Genomic DNA, 18,762 nt, shown 5'->3' with positions numbered 1-18,762 from the left:
CCGCAGGCTAAGGCAAGTTCATAAGCCGCCTGTTCGGGATATGGGCAAGGCCCCTCCGTTACAGTCCCCAGCGCAGCGCGGCTGTGTGCACCGGCGCGTCCCACATTGACGTTGCCTCGTCATCCAGCATGGTCAGCGTGATCGAGCAGCCGGCCATGTCGAGCGATGTCACGTAGGACCCGACCAGCGAGCGGGTCACCGTCACGCCCTGTTTTTCGAAGATGTTTCGGGCGCTGTTGTACATCAGATAGAGCTCCATCAGCGGCGTGCCGCCAAAGCCGTTGATGAACAACAGTGCCGGGCCTTTCGCCCTGTCGCCGAGATCGCCCAGGATCGCGGCGCAAATCTCTTCGGCGATCGCATCGGCGCTTTTCAACGTGTCGCGACGCCGGCCGGGCTCGCCATGAATGCCGACGCCGAATTCCATCTCGCCATCACCAATCTCGAAGGTCGGCCTGCCGGCCGCCGGCACCGTGCAACTGGTCAGCGCCACGCCCATCGAACGCGTCGCGCTGTTGATGCGACCGCCGAGCGCCTTGAGATCCGCCAGCGCCATGCCTTGCTCGGCGGCGGCGCCGACGATCTTCTCCACCACCAGCGTGCCGGCGACGCCGCGCCGGCCGGTCGTAAAGGACGAATTCTCGACGGCGACGTCATCATTGATCACCACCTGCAGGACGCCGTCGGCCATTTCGCCGGCCATGTCGAAATTCATCACGTCGCCTTCATAGTTCTTGACGATGAACAGGCAGCCGGCGCCGGTATCGACGGCGGCGGCCGCCGCCAGTATCTGGTCCGGCGTTGGCGAGGTGAAGACCTGGCCGGGGCAGGCGGCGTCCAGCATGCCGTGACCGACAAAGCCGGCATGCAGCGGCTCGTGGCCGGAACCGCCGCCCGAGATCAGCGCCACCTTCCCCGGCTTCATCACCTTGCGGCGAATGAATTTGTGCTCCTCGCCCAGCACCAGGATGTCGGCATGAGCTGCAACGAAGCCGTTGAGGCTTTCGGTCAGCACCGTGTCGACGGAATTCATAAACTTCTTCATGTGTCCTCCCGACACAACACGATCAGCCGCCACTCCTGCCGGTGATGCTGGTGATCTTCTGGATGAATTCGTTGATCGCCTTGTCGAGCGCTGCATTCTGCTTGTCGTCGCCGAAATCGGGCACGATCAGCGAGACATGCCGGGTCTTGCGCATGCCTGCCGCAACCGACATCTTGCCGGGATGCGCCAGATGATAGGCAGCCAGAAACTGATCGCGCTCGGCCGGACTGAAATGGCAGACCGAAAAAATAGCCGGCAGATGTTTTGACGGGATCGGGGTCGAATAGGCCGCGCTGGAAATCTGGGTGACGAAGCTGCGGTGCTTGCCAAGCGCGTCGGCAAGGCGTTGTCGCATACCCGACGGTCGCTGGTCGATGACCTGCGACAGGATCGTCTTGTAGGCGCGGATCGCCTCTTCGGAGCCGGCTTCTGGTGTCTTGTCGGCCATCTCAGTCATCCTAGACCGATGCATCCGAGATGGCCGCCTTGGCCATGGCGAGTTGGGCGGGAGCCACCGAGAGATCCCGCAGGCCGGCCTCGAGCAGTGCCGGGATCGATGCCGGATCGCCGCCGGCATCGCCGCACAGGCTGACTGGGATTTTCGCGCGCAGGCCAAAAGCGGCAACCGAGCCGATCAGCCGTAACACGGCGGGATGGCGGACAGAATTAAGATGCGCCACGGCTGCGTTATCGCGGGCAGCCGCCATTACATATTGGGTCAGATCGTTCGAACCGATCGAGAAGAAGGCGACATCGGCGAACGCCTCCGGCGCGATCGCCACCGAAGGCACCTCGACCATGATGCCGAGCGGCGGCATTTTTTGCGCGATGCCGCGCGCGGCAAGCCCGGCCTGCTCCTCCACGAACAGAGCGGCGGCGCGTTGGTATTCCTCCGCGACGGCGATCATCGGAAACATCACCTTCAGATTGCCGTGCACCGCCGCGCGCAGCAGCGCCCGGATCTGTACGCGAAACACCTCCGGCCTTGCCAGCGACAGCCTGATGCCACGCAGCCCGAGGAACGGGTTGCTCTCCTCGACGGTGAAGCCCGGCACCGGCTTGTCGCCGCCGGCGTCGACGGTACGGATGGTTACCGGCTTGTCGCCTGCCCATTCCAGCACCTTGCGATAGGCCTGGTATTGCGTCTCCTCGTCCGGCGGCGCCTTGCCGAACAGGAATTCGGTGCGCATCAGCCCGACCCCGTCGCAGGTCGAAATGTCGATGCCGTCGACCTCGGACGGATCGGCGATGTTGACCTGCACGCGCACTGTCGTCCCGGCCCGGGTTACCGCCGGTTTCGCGAGATAGACTCCGGCCTTGTCTCGATGTGCCACAAACGAGGACGAGGACCGGTGGAACGCTTCGATCTCGGTCGTGGTCGGCGAAAGCACGATACCGCCATGCTCCGCATCGAGCAGAGCCAGACCGACGGGATTAGCCGGCGAAGCGCCAAGCCCCACCACCATCGGCACGCCGCGCGAGCGCGCCAGCATGGCGACGTGGCTGGCGGCGCTGCCGGCCCTCAGCGCGATGCCGCCGCCGGTGCTCCAGTCGGTCTCGAGAAAGCGCGTCGGCGCGATGTCCTCGCCATAGAGAATGGCGCCGGCTGGTGGAGCGCTCTCCTGCTCCTCGGTAAGGGCGCGCAGCACGCGGTCGCGGATATCGCTGATATCGGCGGCGCGAGCCCGGAAATAGTCCTGGTCTGACGTTTCGTAGCCGGAGATCTCGGCGTCCAGCGCCTGTCGCCAGGCCATGTCAGCCGGCATGCCGGACGCGATCGCGGCAAAAGCCGGGCCGGTCAGTGCCTCGTCCCCAAGCATGGCGAGCTGGAATTCGAGAATGCCGGCGGCCTCGTCATCGGCGGTTTCGATCAGGGTCGCGAGCCGGTCCGTCGCGCTGGCGATAGCTGCTTCCAATGCGGCCTTCTCGTCCGCGGCGCTCGCCTTGCCCGTGTAGTGCGCGGTGCCGTTGTCGAGGTTGAACAACGGCCCCTCGGCATAGCCGGCCGAGGCCGAAATGCCTTGCAGCCTAAGCGGTTCGGGCATGGCCCGCATCCTCGTCGAAACCGCGTCGCACCAGCTCGGCCAGCGCTCTCACGGCATCATCGGCGCCGTCGCCTGTGGCCCGGATGTGCAGCATGGTGCCTTTCGGCGCCCTGGCCGCCATCACCTTGACGATGCTCTTGGCGTCGAACCATGGGCCGTTGGCGGCAAGCGCAATCTCCACCTCGGCGGCAAAGCTCTTGGCAAGCTTGGTGAACTTCACCGAAGGGCGCGCGTGCAGACCTACCTCGTGGGTGATCAGGACGGTGGCCTCGGCAAATGCGGACATCAGGTCAAAATTCCCGTTCGCTCACGACGGCGACAATTCATGCGCCGTCGCCACCACTTCCTTCAGCGAGGCCCCGCCGGACGCCTCCGTCGCAGCCATCACCGCGCCTTCGACGATCGGCGCGTTGCAGACGATAATCCTGAGCGCCCGCGGCTCGCCGATCATTTCCACCGCCATTTCCGAATTGGTCTCGGCGCCGCCGAGATCGACCAGTATGGCGACGCCCGCCTCCGACCACGCCTTGTCGATGGCGCCCATGATCGCTTCGACGCTGGTGCCGAGCCCGCCATGGCCGTTTCCGCCGCACCATGCAAGCGGCACTTCGTCGCCCACCATCTGCCGCACCATGTCGGCCGTGCCTTCGGCAACCAGCGGCGAATGCGAGACGATGACGATGCCGACATTGCTCATGCTTGGCCCTCGACGGTTTCGGCGACGGTCCGCACCAGCAGCGCCACAGAGCGTCCGCCGGCATCCATATGACCGATTGAGCGGTCGCCGAGGAATGAGGCGCGACCGCGTGTTGCCTTCATCGGCACGGTCGCCTCGGCAGCCATGTCGGCGATATCTGCAATTTCCATGGCCGTCTTTCCTTCGACCAACGCGTCCTGCACAGGTTGCAGCACATCGAGCATGGTCTTTTGACCGACCTGGGATTTGCCTCTGGCGGCCACAGCTTCGATTGCCTTGCCGAAAGCAGCCGCCAGATTGGCACGATCCGGCTCTCCCGAAATCTCCTTGCCCAGCGCCAGGAACAATGTACCGAAGAGCGGCCCGGATGCACCGCCAACCGTCATCACCAGCTTGGTGCCGATCGCCTTCAGCGCCTCGGGCAGCGGCTTGGCCGAAAACGCCTCGGCATCGGCACGCAAGGCCTCAAACCCGCGCTTCATGTTCAGCCCATGGTCACCGTCGCCGATCGCCTGGTCGAGCGCGGTCAACTCTTCCGAGTGAGCGGCGATCGTGTCCGCGGCGGCGGTGATCAGCCTGGCAAGGTCGAACGCTGCCATGTCCAGATTCCCGGTTTCGATCCTGCCGGCAGTATCGCAAGAGTTTTCATTCGACAATCTAAGCATGCCGTCAGGCCGTTGCATGCAGCGCGGCGGCCGCGAACACTTCGGCCACGGCATGGGCGCCAGGGTCGACTACGCCCTGCAATTTGGTGCCGACATAGGCGGAGCGCCCGGCCTTCGCCTTCTCCATGGCCGCGGTCGCCTCGGCGCCGTGCCGTGCCGCTGTAGCCGCGGCATCCAGCCCCTTGGCATCGAGCGCCTTCAGCCCCGGCTCCAAGGCATCGACCATGGTGCGGTCGCCGACCCTGGCGCCGCCATAGAAGGTCATCCGGTCAAGCCCGGCAAGCAGCGCCTTGGACAGGGTTGCTCCGCCGTTCGAAGCCTGAGCCGCCGCCGTGAAGAAGATCGACAGCAAGACGCCTGAGGAGCCGCCCATTGCGACGCCCAGACTATCGCCTATAGCCGCAAGCGTGGCGGCAGGGTCGGCCAGCGGCAGCGCATCGAGCCGTTCCAGCACGCTGCGCGCGCCGGTCGCAACCGTCGAACCGGTATCGCCATCGCCCGCCTTGGCGTCGAGCCCGTTCAGTGTCTCTTCGAGCGCGATCAGCCGTTCGCAGACCGTGATGATCAAACGCCTGGTGCCGGAATCCTGGCTGGCCCTTTGGGCTGCGCTGTTTCCAGCCGCTTTCGCCATAGGCACGATAGCCGGCGCGACGACGGTTTTGGCCGGCATCCAGGCATGTGGGCCGACAGGCGCCAGCAAGGCTGCCTCGCGCGCCGCATCGAGCTTGATCAGCGACAGCGAAAAACCGTTCATGTTGAGCGCCGTCATCAGCGGTCCGGGGCCGATCGCAAGCTTCACGGTCTTGGCCAGCGGCGAGGCCAGCACGGCATTGGCGACCAGCGACATCTCAAGCGGCGGCACCGAGCCGAGATTGTTGATGAGCAACGCGTGGCTGGCGTTCGGGTCGAGCCGCGCGGCCAGCCGCTCCGCCATGATCGCCACCAGCTTGTCGGCGCTTTGCACCGCGATGCGCTCGACGCCCGGCTCGCCATGGATGCCGAGGCCGAGTTCGCCGTCATTTTCGCCGAACCGCTCTTCATGTGGCTGGCCGGGGATCGAGCAGGACGACAGCGACATGCCGAGCGAGACGATGTCCTTCGCCGCCGCGCGAGCGGCTGTAGCAACGGCTGCCAAGTCCTGACCGGTCTCCGCCAAATGGCCGGCGATCTTGTGCACGAACAAGGTGCCGGCGACGCCGCGCGGCTGGTTGATACCCGGCAGGGCGATGTCGTCGGCAACGATCGCCATCTCGACGCGAAACCCCTCGGCGCGCGCCTTCTCGGCCGCCAGGCCGAAATTGAGCCGGTCGCCGGTGTAGTTCTTGACGATCAGCAGGCAGCCGGCGGGGCCGGTCACCGCGCGGATGGCCGCCAGCACCGCCTCGACGCTGGGCGAGGCAAAGATCTCGCCCGAAACCGCCGCCGTCAGCATGCCCTTGCCGACAAAGCCGGCATGAGACGGTTCGTGTCCGGCGCCGCCACCGGAGACGACGGCAACTTTCGCCTTGTCCCAGTCGGCGCGCAGCACGACCTTGATCTCGGGGTAACCGTCGAGGCGCGCGAGATCGCCGGAACCGATAGTCCGCAACAGCCCGTCCAGCGCCTCGGTGACGATCGTTTCCCTGCGGTTGAAAAAGTGCTTCATCGAATTCGTCCTGTATTCGTCAATCAGAAGCCGGTGCCGTGCCCTTGGCGAGACACCGAAAACCTCACATCAGTCTTTGTCCGTCGGCGCCGAAATAAAGTGGCGAGCGGTAGCGGATCACCACTTTGTCGCCCTCGGCCAGATCCGTATCGGGGTCGGTGAGCGTCACCAGTTTCTTCGGGCCGACCGTAACATGCAGATGGTTCTGGTCCCCGAGATGTTCGACCCAGTCGACGACGCCGTCGGCATGGCCGTTTGCGGTCTTCTCGATCGACAGATGCTCGGTGCGCGCGCCGATGGTCTTGGTTCCGGTCGGCGCCCCACCATCAGGCAGCAGTCCCGCTGGCAGCAGATTGATCGCCGGCTGGCCGAGCCGTGCGGCGACATGAAGGTTTGCCGGCTCGGAATAGATGGTGCGCGGCGTGCCGATCTGCACCAGCACGCCATTGTTGAGGATGCCGATGCGGTCCGCCATGGTCATCGCCTCGATCTGGTCGTGCGTGACATAGAGCATGGTGGCGCCGAGCTCGGCTTGGATGCGCTTGAGTTCGAGCCTGAGATCGGCGCGCAATTTGGCATCCAGCGACGACAGCGGTTCGTCCATCAGATAGATCGACGGTTTGCGCACCAACGCTCGGCCGATGGCGACGCGCTGCATCTCGCCGCCCGACAGCTTGGTCGAGCGGTTGGCGAGCTTGTGGTGGATGCGCACCATCTTTGCCACCTCTTCGACGCGGCGGCGAATCTGGTCCTCCGGTACTTTCCGCGCCGGCGAGCGCAGCGGGAAGGCGAGGTTGTCGTAGACTGACAGATGCGGGTAGAGCGAATATTGCTGGAAGACGAAAGCGGTGTCGCGCTCGGCCGGCGACAGCGTCGTCGCATCGTGGCCGCCAATATGGATCGTGCCGCCATCCGGCCGCTCCAGTCCGGCGATCAATCTCAGCGTCGTCGTCTTGCCGGCGCCGGTCGGGCCGAGCAGCACGACGAATTCGCCATCGGCGATGTTAAGGTCGAGGCCATCGACGGCGACATGGTCGCCGAAGCTTTTGGTCACGCCCTTGATGTGCACGTCAGCCATGCTGCGCTCTCCCTTGAGAGGCGGTATCGTGGATCGCGGTGCGCACCGCCCGACCCGAGCCCTTGTCGAACAGCGACAGCCGCGCGCTGTTCAACGTCAGCCCGACATGATCGCCGGCAGCGAGCCGGATTTCGGCCGGCACCCGCGCCTTGATGATGCCGTCCGCCGTCTCCACCGCCACGATCTGCGTCGTGCCGAGATATTCGGTGCCGTAGATGGTGCCGCGCAGTTTCGACGCATCGTCGAAACGGATGTGCTCGGGACGGATGCCGAGCGCCATGTCGGCGGGCGCAATTTCCTCGCGCACTTCCGGCACCGCCACCTTGGCGCCCTGGACGACGATTTCCTTCGCCCCCTTCGCCAGCCCGCCACCGAAGCCCAGGAAATTCATCGGCGGCGAGCCGATGAAGTCGGCGACGAACATGGTTGCCGGGCGGTCGTAGATTTCGCGCGGGCTGCCGAACTGTTCGATGACGCCATGGTTCATGACGGCGATCTTGTCGGCCATCGACATCGCTTCCATCTGGTCGTGCGTGACATAGACGGTGGTGGCGTGGATGCGGTTGTGCAGCTCGCGCAGCTCATGCACCATCAGATCGCGGAATTCGGTGTCGAGCGTGCCGAGCGGCTCGTCCATCAGGAAGCATTTTGGCCGTCGCACGATGGCGCGACCGAGCGCCACGCGCTGGCGGTCACCGCCGGCAAGGCCCGAGACCGATTTGTTGAGCAGATGGTCGATGCGCAGCAGCTTCGCCGTTTCCTCGACACGGCTTCGAATCTCGGCCGAGGGCATGCCTTGCGCGAGAAGCGGGAAGGCAATGTTCTTGCGCACATTCATATGCGGATAGAGCGCGAACAGCTGGAACACGAAGGCGATGTCCCGCTCCCGCGCCCGGCGCATGGTGACATCCTCGCCGCCGAGCAGGATCTGGCCGCCCGTAGGCAGTTCCAGCCCGGCGATCATGCGCAGCGTCGTGGTCTTGCCGCAGCCCGACGGGCCAAGCATGACGAAGAACTCGCCATCCTCGACGATGAAGCTGGAATCCTGCACGGCGACGAAATCGCCGAAGGCCTTCCTCAAATGTTGGACGCGGATTTCGGCCATGATTATTCCGGGAATTTCGAGACGATGATGAACATCACTGTGCCGGCGAGCATGGTGATGAAGGAGTAGGTGTAGAGCGCGAGCGCGAAAGGCTGGAACAGCATCAGGAAGCCGACGGCGATGAGCGCCGTCGCAATGTTTTCCATGAGGCCGCGCCGGGCCCAGCGAGGCCAGGATGACTTTTTGGAGATGGCTGGGCGCGTCATGCGTAGCTGCCTTCCTTCTGCCCGGCAACGGGGCGAGACGGTTGCCAGGTGGTTCCCCCACTCCGTCGCTGCTTCGCAGCGCCACCTCTCCCCCCTCCGGAGGGAGAGGAAGGCAGCCTGCCTGAATGAAGTTCGCGTCCTTCCTCTACCCCGTCGATCGGGGAAGAGGTGTCGAGCGAAGCTCGACGGAGTGGGGGTCGACTTGACACACCAATCATTTGCGTACCGCGCCGAAGGTGATGCCGCGCAGCAATTGTTTGCGAAGCAGGATGGTGAAGACCAGGATCGGCACCAGGAAGATCGTCGTGCCGGCCGCCACCGCCGGCCAGTCCTGGCCGCCTTCGCCGATGATGGTCGGGATGAAGGGCGGCGCGGTCTGCGCGGTGCCGGACGTCAAGAGTGCGGCGAAGGCATATTCGTTCCAGGCGAAGATCAGGCAGAAGATGGCGGTCGCGGCGATGCCGGTGGTCGCCTGCGGCAGCACGGTGCGCCAGAAGGCCTGCAGCCTGGTATAGCCGTCGATCATCGCCGCTTCCTCATACTCGCGCGGGATCTCGTCGATGAAGCCTTTCAGCAGCCACACCGCGAGTGACACGTTGACCGCGGTGTAGAGCAGGATCATGCCCAGCGCGGTATCGGACAGGCCGAGCTCGCGGTACATCAGGTAGATGGGAATCGCGACCGCGATCGGCGGCATGAAGCGCGTCGACAGGATGAAGAACAGAAGGTCGTCGGCCAGCGGCACCTTGAAGCGCGAGAAACCATAGGCAGACAGCGTGCCGAGGAAGACCGCGCAGAAGGTCGAGCCGAAGGCGATTATCAGCGAATTGACGAAGCGCGGCAGGAAATTGGACGGGCCGGCAATCACCATGTTGCGCTTGCGCGAGGTCTCGTCGCAGAAACCGGTCGCGGGTCCGAGCGAGTTGATGTAGTCGGGCGTTTGCCTGGTGCGCGTCGTGAACAGGTTGCAATAGCCCTCGATGCTCGGCTGGAACAGAATCTTGGGCGGATAGGCGATCGAATCCGGCGGCGTCTTGAAGCTGGTGGCGAAGATCCACAGCAGCGGCACGATCGAGATCAGCGCGTAGAGCACGATGATCGTGCCGGCGATCCGCTTCGAATTGGCCGAGGGGGCGACGACGGAGTGGGCGGTGGTCAGGCTCATCTCTGCTTCACCTTGTTCAGCGCCTTGACGTAGATGTTGGCCAGCCCAAACACCGCGACGAACAGGATGATGGCGAAGGCCGAGGAATATCCGGTGCGCCAGCTCTCGAAGGCCTGCCGCTTCAGCGTGATCGAGGCGACCTCGGTGGTCGAGCCCGGCCCGCCACCGGTCAGCAGGTTGACCATGTCGAACATCTTGAAGTTCTCGATGCCGCGAAACAGCACCGCCAGCATGATGAAGGGCAGCGCCATGGGCAGCGTGATCGACCAGAACTGCCGCCAGTTGGACGCGCGGTCGACCTCGGCGGCTTCATAGATGTATTCGGGGATGGAGCGCAGGCCGGCGAGACAGATCAGCATGACATAGGGCGTCCACATCCAGGTGTCGACGATGATGATCGACCACGGCGCCAGCGACACGTTGGACAGCATCTGGATGTCGGTCGGTGGTATCCGGGTGACGAACGAGATGGCGTAGGCGAACAGGCCGATCTGCGGCTCGTAGAGGAAACGCCAGAAATTGCCGACCACCGCCGGCGACAGCATCATCGGCACCAGGATGATGGTCGTCCAGAAGGCGTGGCCGCGAAACTTCCTGTCGATCAGCCATGCCAGCGTGAAACCGATCAGCGTCTGCAGCAGGATCGTCCAGAACACGAAATGCGCCGTCGTCTGCATGGCGATCCAGATGTCCTGGTCGCCGAGGATGCGCTGGTAGTTGGCGAAGCCGAGGTTTTTCACCACCTCGTTCGGGCGGTTCGCGCGGAAGTTGGTGAAGGACAGGTAGATCGCCCAGAACAGCGGGAAGATGTTGATGGCCAAGAGCAACAGGATCGTCGGCGAGATGAACAGCCAGGCGAGGCCCTTGTCGCTGATCCCCCGGACCTTGCGGGCCAACGGCTCCGGGGTCGCCCGGGCAACGTTCTCCGCAGTCCGATTGAGCATGGTGAGTCCTGCTTCGGTCACGTCAAGTCTCGACACTGGAATTTATCTGAACTGCGTCCCGTGCCAAGGGCGGCACGGGACCAAGAGCATGAAGCCGAAAAGTCTGAAGCGGTTTCGGACGACATCATGCTCTCTCTCTTTTTAGCCCGAGGCGGATGATTTCTGGTCGATTCGGCCTGAAAATCATCCGCCTCTGGGGTCAGGCTCGGGAGGAGCCGTTGGTCCGGTTACATCTTGCCGTCGTCCTGGAACACTTGCGTCCAGTCCTTGACCAGGCCGTCAAGCGCGTCCTTGGCCGAACCCTGGCCGGCTACGACATAGTCGTGGAAGCGCTTCTGCGACGCCTGCAGCAGCGGTGCGTAGCTCGGCTCGGCCCAGAAGTCCTTCACGATCGCCATCGAGTCGAGGAAGGTCTGCGCATAAGGCTGGCTGGACGGGAAGGCCGGGTCCTTGACCACCGCGTTCAGGCAGGAATAGCCGCCGAGCGACCACCATTTGGCCTGCACATCCTTGTTGGCGAACCACTTGATGTATTTCAGCGCCGATTCCTGCTTGTCTGAATAGGACACCACCGAAATGCCCTGGCCGCCAAGCTGCGCAAACTGGGCGCCGCCGGGACCCTTCGGATTGACGAAGTAGCCGATCTTGTCGCCGCCGACATTCTCGTCCTTCTGCAGGCCGGGCCAGGTGAAGGCGAAGTTCATGTGCATGGCCACCTGACCGGATTTGAAGGCGTCGACGCCTTCGCCCATATAGCTGTTCGAGGCACCCGGAGGCGTGCAGCAATCGTAGAGCGACTTGTAGAACTCCAGGCCTTTGACCGCGTCTGGCGAATTGACGAAGCCTTCCATCTCGTAGGGCTTCTTCGGGTTTTCATACTGGAAGCCGAAGCTGTAGAGCACGTCCATGGCGCCCATGGTGATGCCTTCCGAGCCACGCTCGGTGTAGATCGAAGCGCCATAGACGGTCTTGCCGTCGATCTCGCGCTTCTGGAAGAACTCGGCGAGCTGCTTCAGCTGGTCGAAGGTGGTCGGTGGGCCGAGGTCCCAACCATACTTTTCCTTGAATTCCTTCTGCAGTTCCGGCTTGGAGAACCAGTCCTTGCGGTAGGTCCAGCCGACGACGTCGCCCATGGCCGGCAGCGCCCAGTAATTCGGCGTGTTCTTCGGCCATTCGGAATAGCCGACGACGGTTGCCGGCACGAAGTCGTCCATGCTGATCTTCTCCTTGTCGAAGAAGTCGTTCAGCTTGACGTAGTGGCCGTTCTCGGCCGAGCCGCCGATCCACTGGCTGTCGCCGATGATCAGGTCGCACAGTTTGCCGTGCGAGTTGAGCTCGTTGAGGAAGCGGTCGGCATAGTTGGTCCACGGCACGAATTCGAATTTCATGCCGATGCCGGTTTCCTTGGTAAAATCCTTGGACAGTTCGACCAGCGCGTTTGCCGGATCCCAGGCGGCCCAGCAAAGCGTCAGGTCTTCAGCGTGCGCGGCGTTCGAGACGGCTGTCGACGCGGTAATCGCCGAGGCCAGCCCCAACGCCAGTTTCAAGCTCGATTTCATGCCTTCCTCCCATTTGCGAAACGCGCCCGGATGGCCGTTTCAAGAACCCCTCAACCCTCGCTCCTCCGAGGGGCTAAACACGGCGCGCTATGCGTCGCCAGGGCGGCGCGGTGCGCCGCAGATGTTTAGTAATTTGTTTAGTGATGCAATTTTTACTAAACAAGGCAAGCGAATTCGTCGCTGCGCCGCAACATGGCCAAACGGCGATTGAAATCGTTGGGAAATGATTTGCCGGACGGCTCGCCCGGAAGTTGCTTAGCCGGGGTCGCCTATAATTTTCGTCTGCGGCGTCACCGGCCGGACAGGGGGCGCGGGCGGCAGCAGCGCGCGGATGTCGGCGAAGGGAAATGTCGGCTCGAATCGGAAGGCCTCGGCCAGGGAGCCGGGAACGCTGTTGCATTGCCCGGCGCGAAACTCATTCTGAACGCGCGCTCTGTCGACATATTGCTCCGGCCACTGCGATTGGTGCGCTCGGATCGCCTGCGTCTTGATATCGCCGTAGGCGGAAATGTCGACGTAATGCGTCGGCGCAAAGCCGGTGCCGCCCATCGTGTCGGCATGCAGCACGGGGACGCCGAACGAGGCCGCGATGCGCACGCCGTCCGACAAAGCACGATGGTCGGCGTGATAGTCGTTGGGGGCATGCGTGATAACCAGATCCGCCGCGGTCTCGCGTATCAGCGCTTTCAGCGAAGCGATCAGTGCCGCATCAGCCACCAGTTCGCCGTCGGGAAAGTCGAGAAAGCGAAGGGTTGCGCCGAGCAGCGCCGCAGCGGCCGCCGCCTCGTCGCGGCGGACACGAGCCAAAACGCTCGGGTCGCCCATGCCGCCCCTGGCGCCATCCGTGGCCACGGCAAAAGTCAGTTCTGCGCCTTGCGTGGCATAGGCAGCCAGCGTACCGAACATGAATATCTCGATGTCGTCGGGATGCGCGCCGAGCGCCAATACCTTCACTGCACTCTCCCCGGAAATGGAAAAACGTGACGAACGGAATCCTGCTCGCCCTCATCGCCTATGCAAGCTATTCGTGCAGCGATGCCGTTATCAAGAGCCTTGGCGGACAGTTCACCGTCTTCGAGATCGGCTTCTTCATCACGCTGTTTGCCGGCTGCTTCCTGTTTTTCAGCCGCCCAGTCGATGAGCGCTGGCGCGACTTCTGGCGCACCGGGCGGCCATGGGCGGTGCAGGCCCGCGCCTGGGCCGGCATCGCCTCGGGCGTGCTCAGCGTCTACGCCTTCACCACCATTCCGCTGGCCGAGACCTATGCACTGATCTTCCTGGCGCCGCTTTGCGTGACCATTCTCTCGACCGTCATCCTGAAAGAAAAGGTCGGTCCATGGCGCTGGCTGGCGGTGGTTGCCGGCTTTGCAGGTGTCATGCTGGTGGTGCGGCCAGGTTTTCGCGAGTTGCATCTCGGACACCTTGCCGCCTTCACGGTGGCCTTCCTTGCCGCGGCGAGCGTCATCCTGATGCGGTCGCTCGCCCAGCAGGAAAAGCGCACCACCATGCTCGGCGTGCTCATCGGTTACGGGCTGCTGTTCAACGGGGCCGGCACCATCGCCACATCGTTCACCCTCCCCAACGCCATGCAGCTGCTGTGGCTGGTGCTGGGCGGCGCCTTTACCGCCGGCGGCCAATTGCTGCAGCTGCTGGCCGCCAAATACGCACCGGCCAACCGCATCGCGCCGACGCATTATTCGCAGATCGTCTGGGCGGTGATCCTCGGTGCGTTGTTCTTCCAGGAGTATCCGGACTGGATATCGCTGGTCGGCTTGGCCGTCGTTGGCGCGTCCGGCCTGCTCACCATGGTGCGCGAGGAGGTGCGGCTGGGCACGGTGCGCTGGAACCCGTTTTCACGCACAAGGCTTTGAGCCGTTGCACGGTTGTGGTGACCGCTGATATGCGGACGCAATGACGACGAGATCCTTGCCGGAGCTTCCGGTATCCGCCGTGCTGCCGGCCCTGAGCGAGGCGCTCGGCTCCGGCAACAGCGCCGTCCTGGTGGCGCCGCCCGGCGCCGGCAAGACGACGCTGGTGCCGCTGGCGCTGCTCGATGCGCCCTGGCTGGTCGCCGGCAAGATCGTCCTGCTCGAACCGCGCCGCCTCGCCGCCCGCGCCGCCGCCCGCCGCATGGCCGAATTGCTTGATGAAGAGCCCGGCGCCACTGTCGGCTATGCCATGCGCATGGAAAACCGCACATCGGCCCGGACAAAAATCCTGGTCGTCACCGAAGGCGTCCTGGCGCGCATGATCCTAGACGATCCCGAGCTGCCCGGCGTCTCGGCGGTGATTTTCGACGAATTCCACGAGCGCTCGCTCGACGGCGATTTCGGCCTGGCGCTGGCGCTCGACGTGCAGGGCGCGCTGCGGCCGGATTTGCGGCTGCTGGTGATGTCGGCAACGCTCGATGGCGCGCGCGTCGCGAAACTCCTGTCCGGCGCCCCGGTGATCGAAAGCCAAGGCCGTGCGTTCCCCGTCGATGTCAGATACGACGAGCGGCCAGCCGGCGTTCCCATCGAAGACGCCATGGCCAAGGCGATCCGCTCCGCTCTTGCCGGCGAGAGCGGCAGCGTGCTCGCCTTCCTGCCGGGACAGCGCGAGATCGAGCGCACCGCCGAGCGGCTGCAGGGCCGGCTCGGTCCGGACACCGACATCGTGCCGCTCTACGGTCAGCTCGACAACAGGGCGCAGGATGCCGCCATCAAGCCGGCGCCGCCCGGCCGCCGCAAGGTGGTGCTGGCGACGTCGATCGCCGAGACCTCGATCACCATCGGCGGCGTGCGCGTCGTCATCGATTCCGGCCTGTCGCGCCTGCCACGATACGAACCGGCGAGCGGCCTGACGCGGCTGGAAACGGTGCGTGTCTCCAGGGCGTCGGCCGATCAGCGTGCCGGCCGCGCCGGGCGCACGCAGCCAGGCGTCGCCATCCGCCTGTGGCGGGCCGAGCAGACGGCGGCCTTGCCGGCCTTCACCCCGCCCGAAATCCTCGAAGCGGATCTGTCCGGCCTGCTGCTCGACTGCGCCGCTTTCGGTGTCGCCGACCCCGCAAGCCTGTCCTTCCTTGATCCGCCACCCGGTCCGGCGCTCAACGAGGCGCAGGCCCTGCTCCTGGCGCTGCACGCCATCGACGCGGCCGGCCGGCTGACGGAGGCGGGCGGCGCGATGCGCAAGCTGGCGCTGCCCGTGCGGCTCGCACACATGGTCGCTGAAGCCGCTGGCGGCGGCCACGCGCTCGAGGCTGCGATGCTAGCCGTCCTGCTCACCGAGCGTGGTCTCGGCGGTGACGGCGCCGACCTCGAACGGCGGCTGATGCGCTTTCGCACTGAGAAATCGCCACGCGCCGTTGCGGCAAGGCAGCTTGCCGAGCGATTGGCGAAGCAGGCGGGCGGCCCCAAGAGCAGCGAAGCCGCTTCTGCCGGTCTTCTCCTCATCCACGCCTGGCCGGACCGCGTCGCCAGGGCGCGCGGCGAGCGTGGCCGTTTCGTGCTCGCCAACGGCTCCGGCGCCATGGTGGATGCCGCCGATCCGCTGGCCGGCGAGACCTGGCTGGTCGTCGCCGATCTGCAGGGCAAGGCGCAAAATGCCCGCATCACGGCGGCGGCCGCGGTCCACGAGACCGACATCCGTGCCGCTCTGGCCGACAGGATCGAGATCCGCCGCGAGACAAGCTTCGACCGCGAGCGGCGCGCGGTGCGCGTGCGCGAGACCGCCAGGCTCGGCGCCATCACTTTGTCGGAGCGCATGCTGCCCGCACCAACTGGAACAGACGCCGACCGCGCCATAACAGATGCCTTGCGCGAGCACGGCCTGTCGCTGCTGGAATGGGGCAAGGACGGCGAGACGCTGCGCCAACGGCTCGGCTGGCTGCATCGCGGCCTCGGCGCGCCTTGGCCCGATGTTTCGGAACCCGCCCTGCTCGAAGGCCTCGACGACTGGCTGCTGCCGTTCCTTTCGGGCAAGGCATCCTTCGCCGCGATCGATCCCGGCGTGCTGTCGTCAGGCCTGATGGCGCTGGTGCCGCACGAATTGCAGCGCAAGGTCGGCACACTGGCGCCGACCCATTTCGACGCGCCCTCCGGCAGCCATGTGCCGATCCGCTATGACGGCGAATGGCCGGTGCTGGCCATCCGCGTGCAGGAACTGTTCGGCCTTGACCGCCATCCGGCAATCGCCAACGGCACCGTGCCGCTGACGCTCGAGCTGTTGTCGCCGGCGCACCGGCCGATCCAGACGACGCGCGACCTGCCCGGCTTCTGGCGCGGCTCCTGGGCCGATGTGCGCACCGACATGCGCGGCCGCTATCCCCGCCATGTCTGGCCGGAAAATCCGCTGCTCGCTGCGGCCACCGCCCGCGCCAAACCGCGAGGGACCTAGCGCTCGTCCTTTCCCGGCTATAATCCTTGGCCATGATCAACATCGTGCACGCGCCAGACTTCCAGCAAAGCCAGCGGCTGCGCCTCAACACGCTGATCCGGCTGCGCTGGCTGGCCATCGTGGGCCAGAGCCTGGCGGTGCTGGTCGTCGCCTATGGGCTCAAATTCCCGCTGCCGGTCAGCCTCTGCTTCGCGCTGGTCGCCTGCTCGGCCTGGCTTAACCTGGTGCTGACCTTCCGCTATCCGGCAGCGCACCGGCTGACCCCGTTCTCAGCGTTTTTCATCCTGACCTTCGACAGCCTGCAGCTTGCCGGCCTGCTCTTTTTGACTGGCGGCCTCACCAACCCGTTCTCGGTGCTGATGACCGTGCCCGTCGTCATCTCGGCGGCGTCGCTGCCGCTGCGGCTGACTGCGGTGCTCGGCGCGCTGGTCATGGCGGCGGCCACGTTGCTGGTCTTCTTCCACCAGCCGCTGCCATGGTATGAGGGCGCGCCGCTGCCCATGCCATTCATCTATGTCGCCGGCATATGGATGGCGGTGTTTTCCTCGATCGCCTTCACCGCCATCTATGCCTTCCGCGTCGCCGAGGAAGCCCGCCTGCTCGCCAATGCGCTTGCCGCCACCGAACTGGTGTTGCAGCGCGAGCAGCATCTGTCGGCGCTCGATGGCCTCGCCGCCGCCGCCGCGCACGAACTCGGCACGCCGCTCGCCACCATCGCCCTTGTCTCCAAGGAAATGGAGAAGGCGCTGGGTAACGATCCGAAATATGGTGAGGATGTGAAGCTGTTGCGGTCGCAGAGCGAGCGCTGCCGCGAGATCCTGAAGCGGCTGACCAGCCTGTCCTCCGAGGGCGAGGCGCATCTGTCGCGTCTGCCGCTGACCTCGCTGGTCGAGGAGGTGACCGCGCCGCACCGCGATTTCGGCATCTCGATCAAGCTTCGGCCGGGCGAGCGCGTCGGCCCCGAACCGGTGGGACGGCGCAACCCCGGCGTCATCTACGGCCTCGGCAATCTGGTCGAGAACGCCGTCGACTTCGCCCGCAACAGTGTGACGGTGCGATGGAGCTGGGACGAACTCGACGTCACCTTCTCGATCATCGATGACGGGCCGGGCTTTCCCCCCGAAATCATCGATCGCATCGGCGAGCCCTATATGTCGACACGCCAGGGCAACGAGGCTGGCGGTGGCCTGGGTCTCGGGCTGTTCATCGCCAAGACCTTGCTCGAACGCTCCGGCGCCACGCTCGATTTCCGCAATTCGAGCGGACTGGGCGAAGGCGCGATCGTGCAGATATCGTGGCCGCGCACGGTCTTCCTCAACCCGGAATCGGTGGGGATCTCGATGTTCGACACCGCGTAAAAGCCTTGGCGGAGGCGGCAAAATTGGACAATGGCGTTCAGGAACTATATCTGCGTAAAATTAAGGCAGCAGGATTTTTTGAGATAATGACTGGCGAAGAAGCAATTGGCGCAATGGTCGAAGGCGAGGACACCTCGCTGCTCATCGTCGACGACGACAAGCCGTTCCTGACGCGGCTGGCCCGCGCCATGGAAACCAGGGGTTTCGTGGTCGAGACGGCCGAGAGCGTCGAGGAGGCAGTGGCCAAGGCGCGCGCCCACCCGCCGGCCTATGCGGTGGTCGACATGCGGCTTGGCGACGGCAACGGCCTCGACGTCGTCGCCGCCATCCGCGAGAAGCGCGACGATGCCCGCACCGTCATCCTCACCGGCTACGGCAACATCGCCACCGCGGTGACCGCGGTGAAGCTCGGCGCCATCGACTATCTGTCGAAGCCGGCTGACGCCGACGACGTGTTTGCAGCGCTCACCCGCACCGCCGGAGAGCGCGCCGCCCCCCCGGAAAATCCGATGTCGGCCGACCGCGTGCGCTGGGAACACATCCAGCGCGTCTACGAAATGTGCGACCGCAACGTGTCGGAAACCGCGCGCCGGCTCAACATGCATCGCCGCACGCTGCAGCGGATACTCGCCAAGCGCGCACCACGCTGAGGTTCACGCGCCGGCGGCGCCGGCCGCCAATTGCCGAACCTCAGCGCTGCCCCTCACCTGCCTGCCGGCATCCTCTCCCCGGTATAGAGACGGGGGAGAGGGGCGCTCTCATCGCCGGTTTCGCCAATCGCCGGCGTTGCAGGAGACGACGGCGAGGCTGAAGCTGCCTCTTTCTCCCCGTCGCTATGTGGGGAGTTGAGGAATGGTCCGCGAAGCGGACGAAAAG

The 18,762-nt window shown here is 64.9% G+C and carries 18 protein-coding genes; 4 read left to right on the top strand and 14 right to left on the bottom strand.

The window, feature by feature from the left end; translation table 11 throughout:
• Positions 1-58: 58 nt before the first annotated feature.
• The 14 genes from dhaK to NKJ75_RS23770 all read right to left on the bottom strand — a co-directional run bounded on the left by dhaK (position 59) and on the right by NKJ75_RS23770 (position 13,108).
• Positions 59-1,045, bottom strand: a complete 987-nt coding sequence (gene dhaK, locus NKJ75_RS23835) for a dihydroxyacetone kinase subunit DhaK (RefSeq protein ID WP_023668785.1) — start codon at positions 1,043-1,045, stop codon at positions 59-61.
• A gap of 22 nt (positions 1,046-1,067) precedes the next feature.
• Entirely contained in the window at positions 1,068-1,493 is a 426-nt protein-coding gene (locus tag NKJ75_RS23830; protein WP_023668784.1) for a hypothetical protein, read from the bottom strand.
• Between the two features lie 10 nt (positions 1,494-1,503).
• Positions 1,504-3,090 carry a phosphoenolpyruvate--protein phosphotransferase gene (gene ptsP, locus NKJ75_RS23825; protein ID WP_023745213.1) on the bottom strand — a complete coding sequence of 529 codons (1,587 nt, stop codon included), beginning with the start codon at positions 3,088-3,090 and terminating at the stop codon, positions 1,504-1,506.
• On the bottom strand, positions 3,074-3,376 hold the full coding sequence (locus NKJ75_RS23820) for an HPr family phosphocarrier protein (protein WP_023684207.1): 303 nt from the start codon (positions 3,374-3,376) through the stop codon (positions 3,074-3,076). Before NKJ75_RS23820 ends, ptsP begins: the two co-directional genes overlap by 17 nt.
• Positions 3,377-3,397: 21 nt before the next feature.
• A complete protein-coding gene (gene dhaM / locus NKJ75_RS23815; RefSeq protein WP_023725850.1) occupies positions 3,398-3,787 on the bottom strand; it encodes a dihydroxyacetone kinase phosphoryl donor subunit DhaM in 390 nt (129 codons plus the stop codon).
• Positions 3,784-4,386 carry a dihydroxyacetone kinase subunit DhaL gene (dhaL, locus tag NKJ75_RS23810; RefSeq protein WP_023668780.1) on the bottom strand — a complete coding sequence of 201 codons (603 nt, stop codon included), beginning with the start codon at positions 4,384-4,386 and terminating at the stop codon, positions 3,784-3,786. The genes dhaM and dhaL overlap by 4 nt, the downstream gene beginning before the upstream one ends.
• A 70-nt stretch (positions 4,387-4,456) precedes the next feature.
• Positions 4,457-6,097: a dihydroxyacetone kinase subunit DhaK gene (locus NKJ75_RS23805; RefSeq protein ID WP_023668779.1), complete on the bottom strand. Its 1,641-nt coding sequence runs from the start codon at positions 6,095-6,097 to the stop codon at positions 4,457-4,459.
• 64 nt (positions 6,098-6,161) lie between these two features.
• Positions 6,162-7,175 carry an ABC transporter ATP-binding protein gene (locus NKJ75_RS23800; protein WP_023668778.1) on the bottom strand — a complete coding sequence of 338 codons (1,014 nt, stop codon included), beginning with the start codon at positions 7,173-7,175 and terminating at the stop codon, positions 6,162-6,164.
• On the bottom strand, positions 7,168-8,280 hold the full coding sequence (locus NKJ75_RS23795; protein WP_352500276.1) for an ABC transporter ATP-binding protein: 1,113 nt from the start codon (positions 8,278-8,280) through the stop codon (positions 7,168-7,170). Before NKJ75_RS23795 ends, NKJ75_RS23800 begins: the two co-directional genes overlap by 8 nt.
• A gap of 2 nt (positions 8,281-8,282) precedes the next feature.
• A complete protein-coding gene (locus NKJ75_RS23790) occupies positions 8,283-8,486 on the bottom strand; it encodes a hypothetical protein (RefSeq protein ID WP_023694181.1) in 204 nt (67 codons plus the stop codon).
• A 214-nt stretch (positions 8,487-8,700) separates the two neighbouring features.
• The gene (locus NKJ75_RS23785; RefSeq protein WP_023694180.1) at positions 8,701-9,651 is read right to left on the bottom strand and encodes a carbohydrate ABC transporter permease; all 951 of its coding nucleotides are present in this window, start codon (positions 9,649-9,651) and stop codon (positions 8,701-8,703) included.
• Entirely contained in the window at positions 9,648-10,595 is a 948-nt protein-coding gene (locus tag NKJ75_RS23780) for a carbohydrate ABC transporter permease (RefSeq protein WP_031198535.1), read from the bottom strand. Before NKJ75_RS23780 ends, NKJ75_RS23785 begins: the two co-directional genes overlap by 4 nt.
• A gap of 227 nt (positions 10,596-10,822) precedes the next feature.
• The gene (locus tag NKJ75_RS23775) at positions 10,823-12,154 is read right to left on the bottom strand and encodes an ABC transporter substrate-binding protein (RefSeq protein WP_352500275.1); all 1,332 of its coding nucleotides are present in this window, start codon (positions 12,152-12,154) and stop codon (positions 10,823-10,825) included.
• Between the two features lie 255 nt (positions 12,155-12,409).
• Positions 12,410-13,108 carry a PIG-L deacetylase family protein gene (locus tag NKJ75_RS23770; RefSeq protein ID WP_023715560.1) on the bottom strand — a complete coding sequence of 233 codons (699 nt, stop codon included), beginning with the start codon at positions 13,106-13,108 and terminating at the stop codon, positions 12,410-12,412.
• 26 nt (positions 13,109-13,134) lie between these two features.
• Between NKJ75_RS23770 and NKJ75_RS23765 the strand changes: the two genes are divergently transcribed.
• From NKJ75_RS23765 to NKJ75_RS23750, 4 genes are all read left to right on the top strand, one after another.
• Positions 13,135-14,025, top strand: a complete 891-nt coding sequence (locus NKJ75_RS23765) for a DMT family transporter (protein ID WP_352500274.1) — start codon at positions 13,135-13,137, stop codon at positions 14,023-14,025.
• A gap of 40 nt (positions 14,026-14,065) precedes the next feature.
• The gene (gene hrpB / locus NKJ75_RS23760) at positions 14,066-16,528 is read left to right on the top strand and encodes an ATP-dependent helicase HrpB (RefSeq protein ID WP_352500273.1); all 2,463 of its coding nucleotides are present in this window, start codon (positions 14,066-14,068) and stop codon (positions 16,526-16,528) included.
• 32 nt (positions 16,529-16,560) lie between these two features.
• Positions 16,561-17,886 carry an ActS/PrrB/RegB family redox-sensitive histidine kinase gene (locus NKJ75_RS23755; RefSeq protein ID WP_023729620.1) on the top strand — a complete coding sequence of 442 codons (1,326 nt, stop codon included), beginning with the start codon at positions 16,561-16,563 and terminating at the stop codon, positions 17,884-17,886.
• An 86-nt stretch (positions 17,887-17,972) separates the two neighbouring features.
• The gene (locus NKJ75_RS23750; RefSeq protein WP_023672848.1) at positions 17,973-18,536 is read left to right on the top strand and encodes an ActR/PrrA/RegA family redox response regulator transcription factor; all 564 of its coding nucleotides are present in this window, start codon (positions 17,973-17,975) and stop codon (positions 18,534-18,536) included.
• The last annotated feature ends 226 nt before the right edge of the window (positions 18,537-18,762 follow it).

Origin of the sequence: Mesorhizobium sp. M0058 (genome assembly GCF_040323095.1) — a bacterium.
Lineage (GTDB): Bacteria > Pseudomonadota > Alphaproteobacteria > Rhizobiales > Rhizobiaceae > Mesorhizobium.
This window is presented reverse-complemented; position numbering and strand designations above follow the sequence as displayed.

What these genes read in the sequence shown, in the direction of transcription:
- dhaK (WP_023668785.1), bottom strand. Translation starts at nt 1,045, where the DNA reads ATGAAGAAGTTTATGAATTCCGTCGACACGGTGCTGACCGAAAGCCTC.
- NKJ75_RS23830 (WP_023668784.1), bottom strand. Translation starts at nt 1,493, where the DNA reads ATGGCCGACAAGACACCAGAAGCCGGCTCCGAAGAGGCGATCCGCGCC.
- ptsP (WP_023745213.1), bottom strand. Translation starts at nt 3,090, where the DNA reads ATGCCCGAACCGCTTAGGCTGCAAGGCATTTCGGCCTCGGCCGGCTAT.
- NKJ75_RS23820 (WP_023684207.1), bottom strand. Translation starts at nt 3,376, where the DNA reads ATGTCCGCATTTGCCGAGGCCACCGTCCTGATCACCCACGAGGTAGGT.
- dhaM (WP_023725850.1), bottom strand. Translation starts at nt 3,787, where the DNA reads ATGAGCAATGTCGGCATCGTCATCGTCTCGCATTCGCCGCTGGTTGCC.
- dhaL (WP_023668780.1), bottom strand. Translation starts at nt 4,386, where the DNA reads ATGGCAGCGTTCGACCTTGCCAGGCTGATCACCGCCGCCGCGGACACG.
- NKJ75_RS23805 (WP_023668779.1), bottom strand. Translation starts at nt 6,097, where the DNA reads ATGAAGCACTTTTTCAACCGCAGGGAAACGATCGTCACCGAGGCGCTG.
- NKJ75_RS23800 (WP_023668778.1), bottom strand. Translation starts at nt 7,175, where the DNA reads ATGGCTGACGTGCACATCAAGGGCGTGACCAAAAGCTTCGGCGACCAT.
- NKJ75_RS23795 (WP_352500276.1), bottom strand. Translation starts at nt 8,280, where the DNA reads ATGGCCGAAATCCGCGTCCAACATTTGAGGAAGGCCTTCGGCGATTTC.
- NKJ75_RS23790 (WP_023694181.1), bottom strand. Translation starts at nt 8,486, where the DNA reads ATGACGCGCCCAGCCATCTCCAAAAAGTCATCCTGGCCTCGCTGGGCC.
- NKJ75_RS23785 (WP_023694180.1), bottom strand. Translation starts at nt 9,651, where the DNA reads ATGAGCCTGACCACCGCCCACTCCGTCGTCGCCCCCTCGGCCAATTCG.
- NKJ75_RS23780 (WP_031198535.1), bottom strand. Translation starts at nt 10,595, where the DNA reads ATGCTCAATCGGACTGCGGAGAACGTTGCCCGGGCGACCCCGGAGCCG.
- NKJ75_RS23775 (WP_352500275.1), bottom strand. Translation starts at nt 12,154, where the DNA reads ATGAAATCGAGCTTGAAACTGGCGTTGGGGCTGGCCTCGGCGATTACC.
- hrpB (WP_352500273.1), top strand. Translation starts at nt 14,066, where the DNA reads ATGACGACGAGATCCTTGCCGGAGCTTCCGGTATCCGCCGTGCTGCCG.
- NKJ75_RS23755 (WP_023729620.1), top strand. Translation starts at nt 16,561, where the DNA reads ATGATCAACATCGTGCACGCGCCAGACTTCCAGCAAAGCCAGCGGCTG.
- NKJ75_RS23750 (WP_023672848.1), top strand. Translation starts at nt 17,973, where the DNA reads ATGACTGGCGAAGAAGCAATTGGCGCAATGGTCGAAGGCGAGGACACC.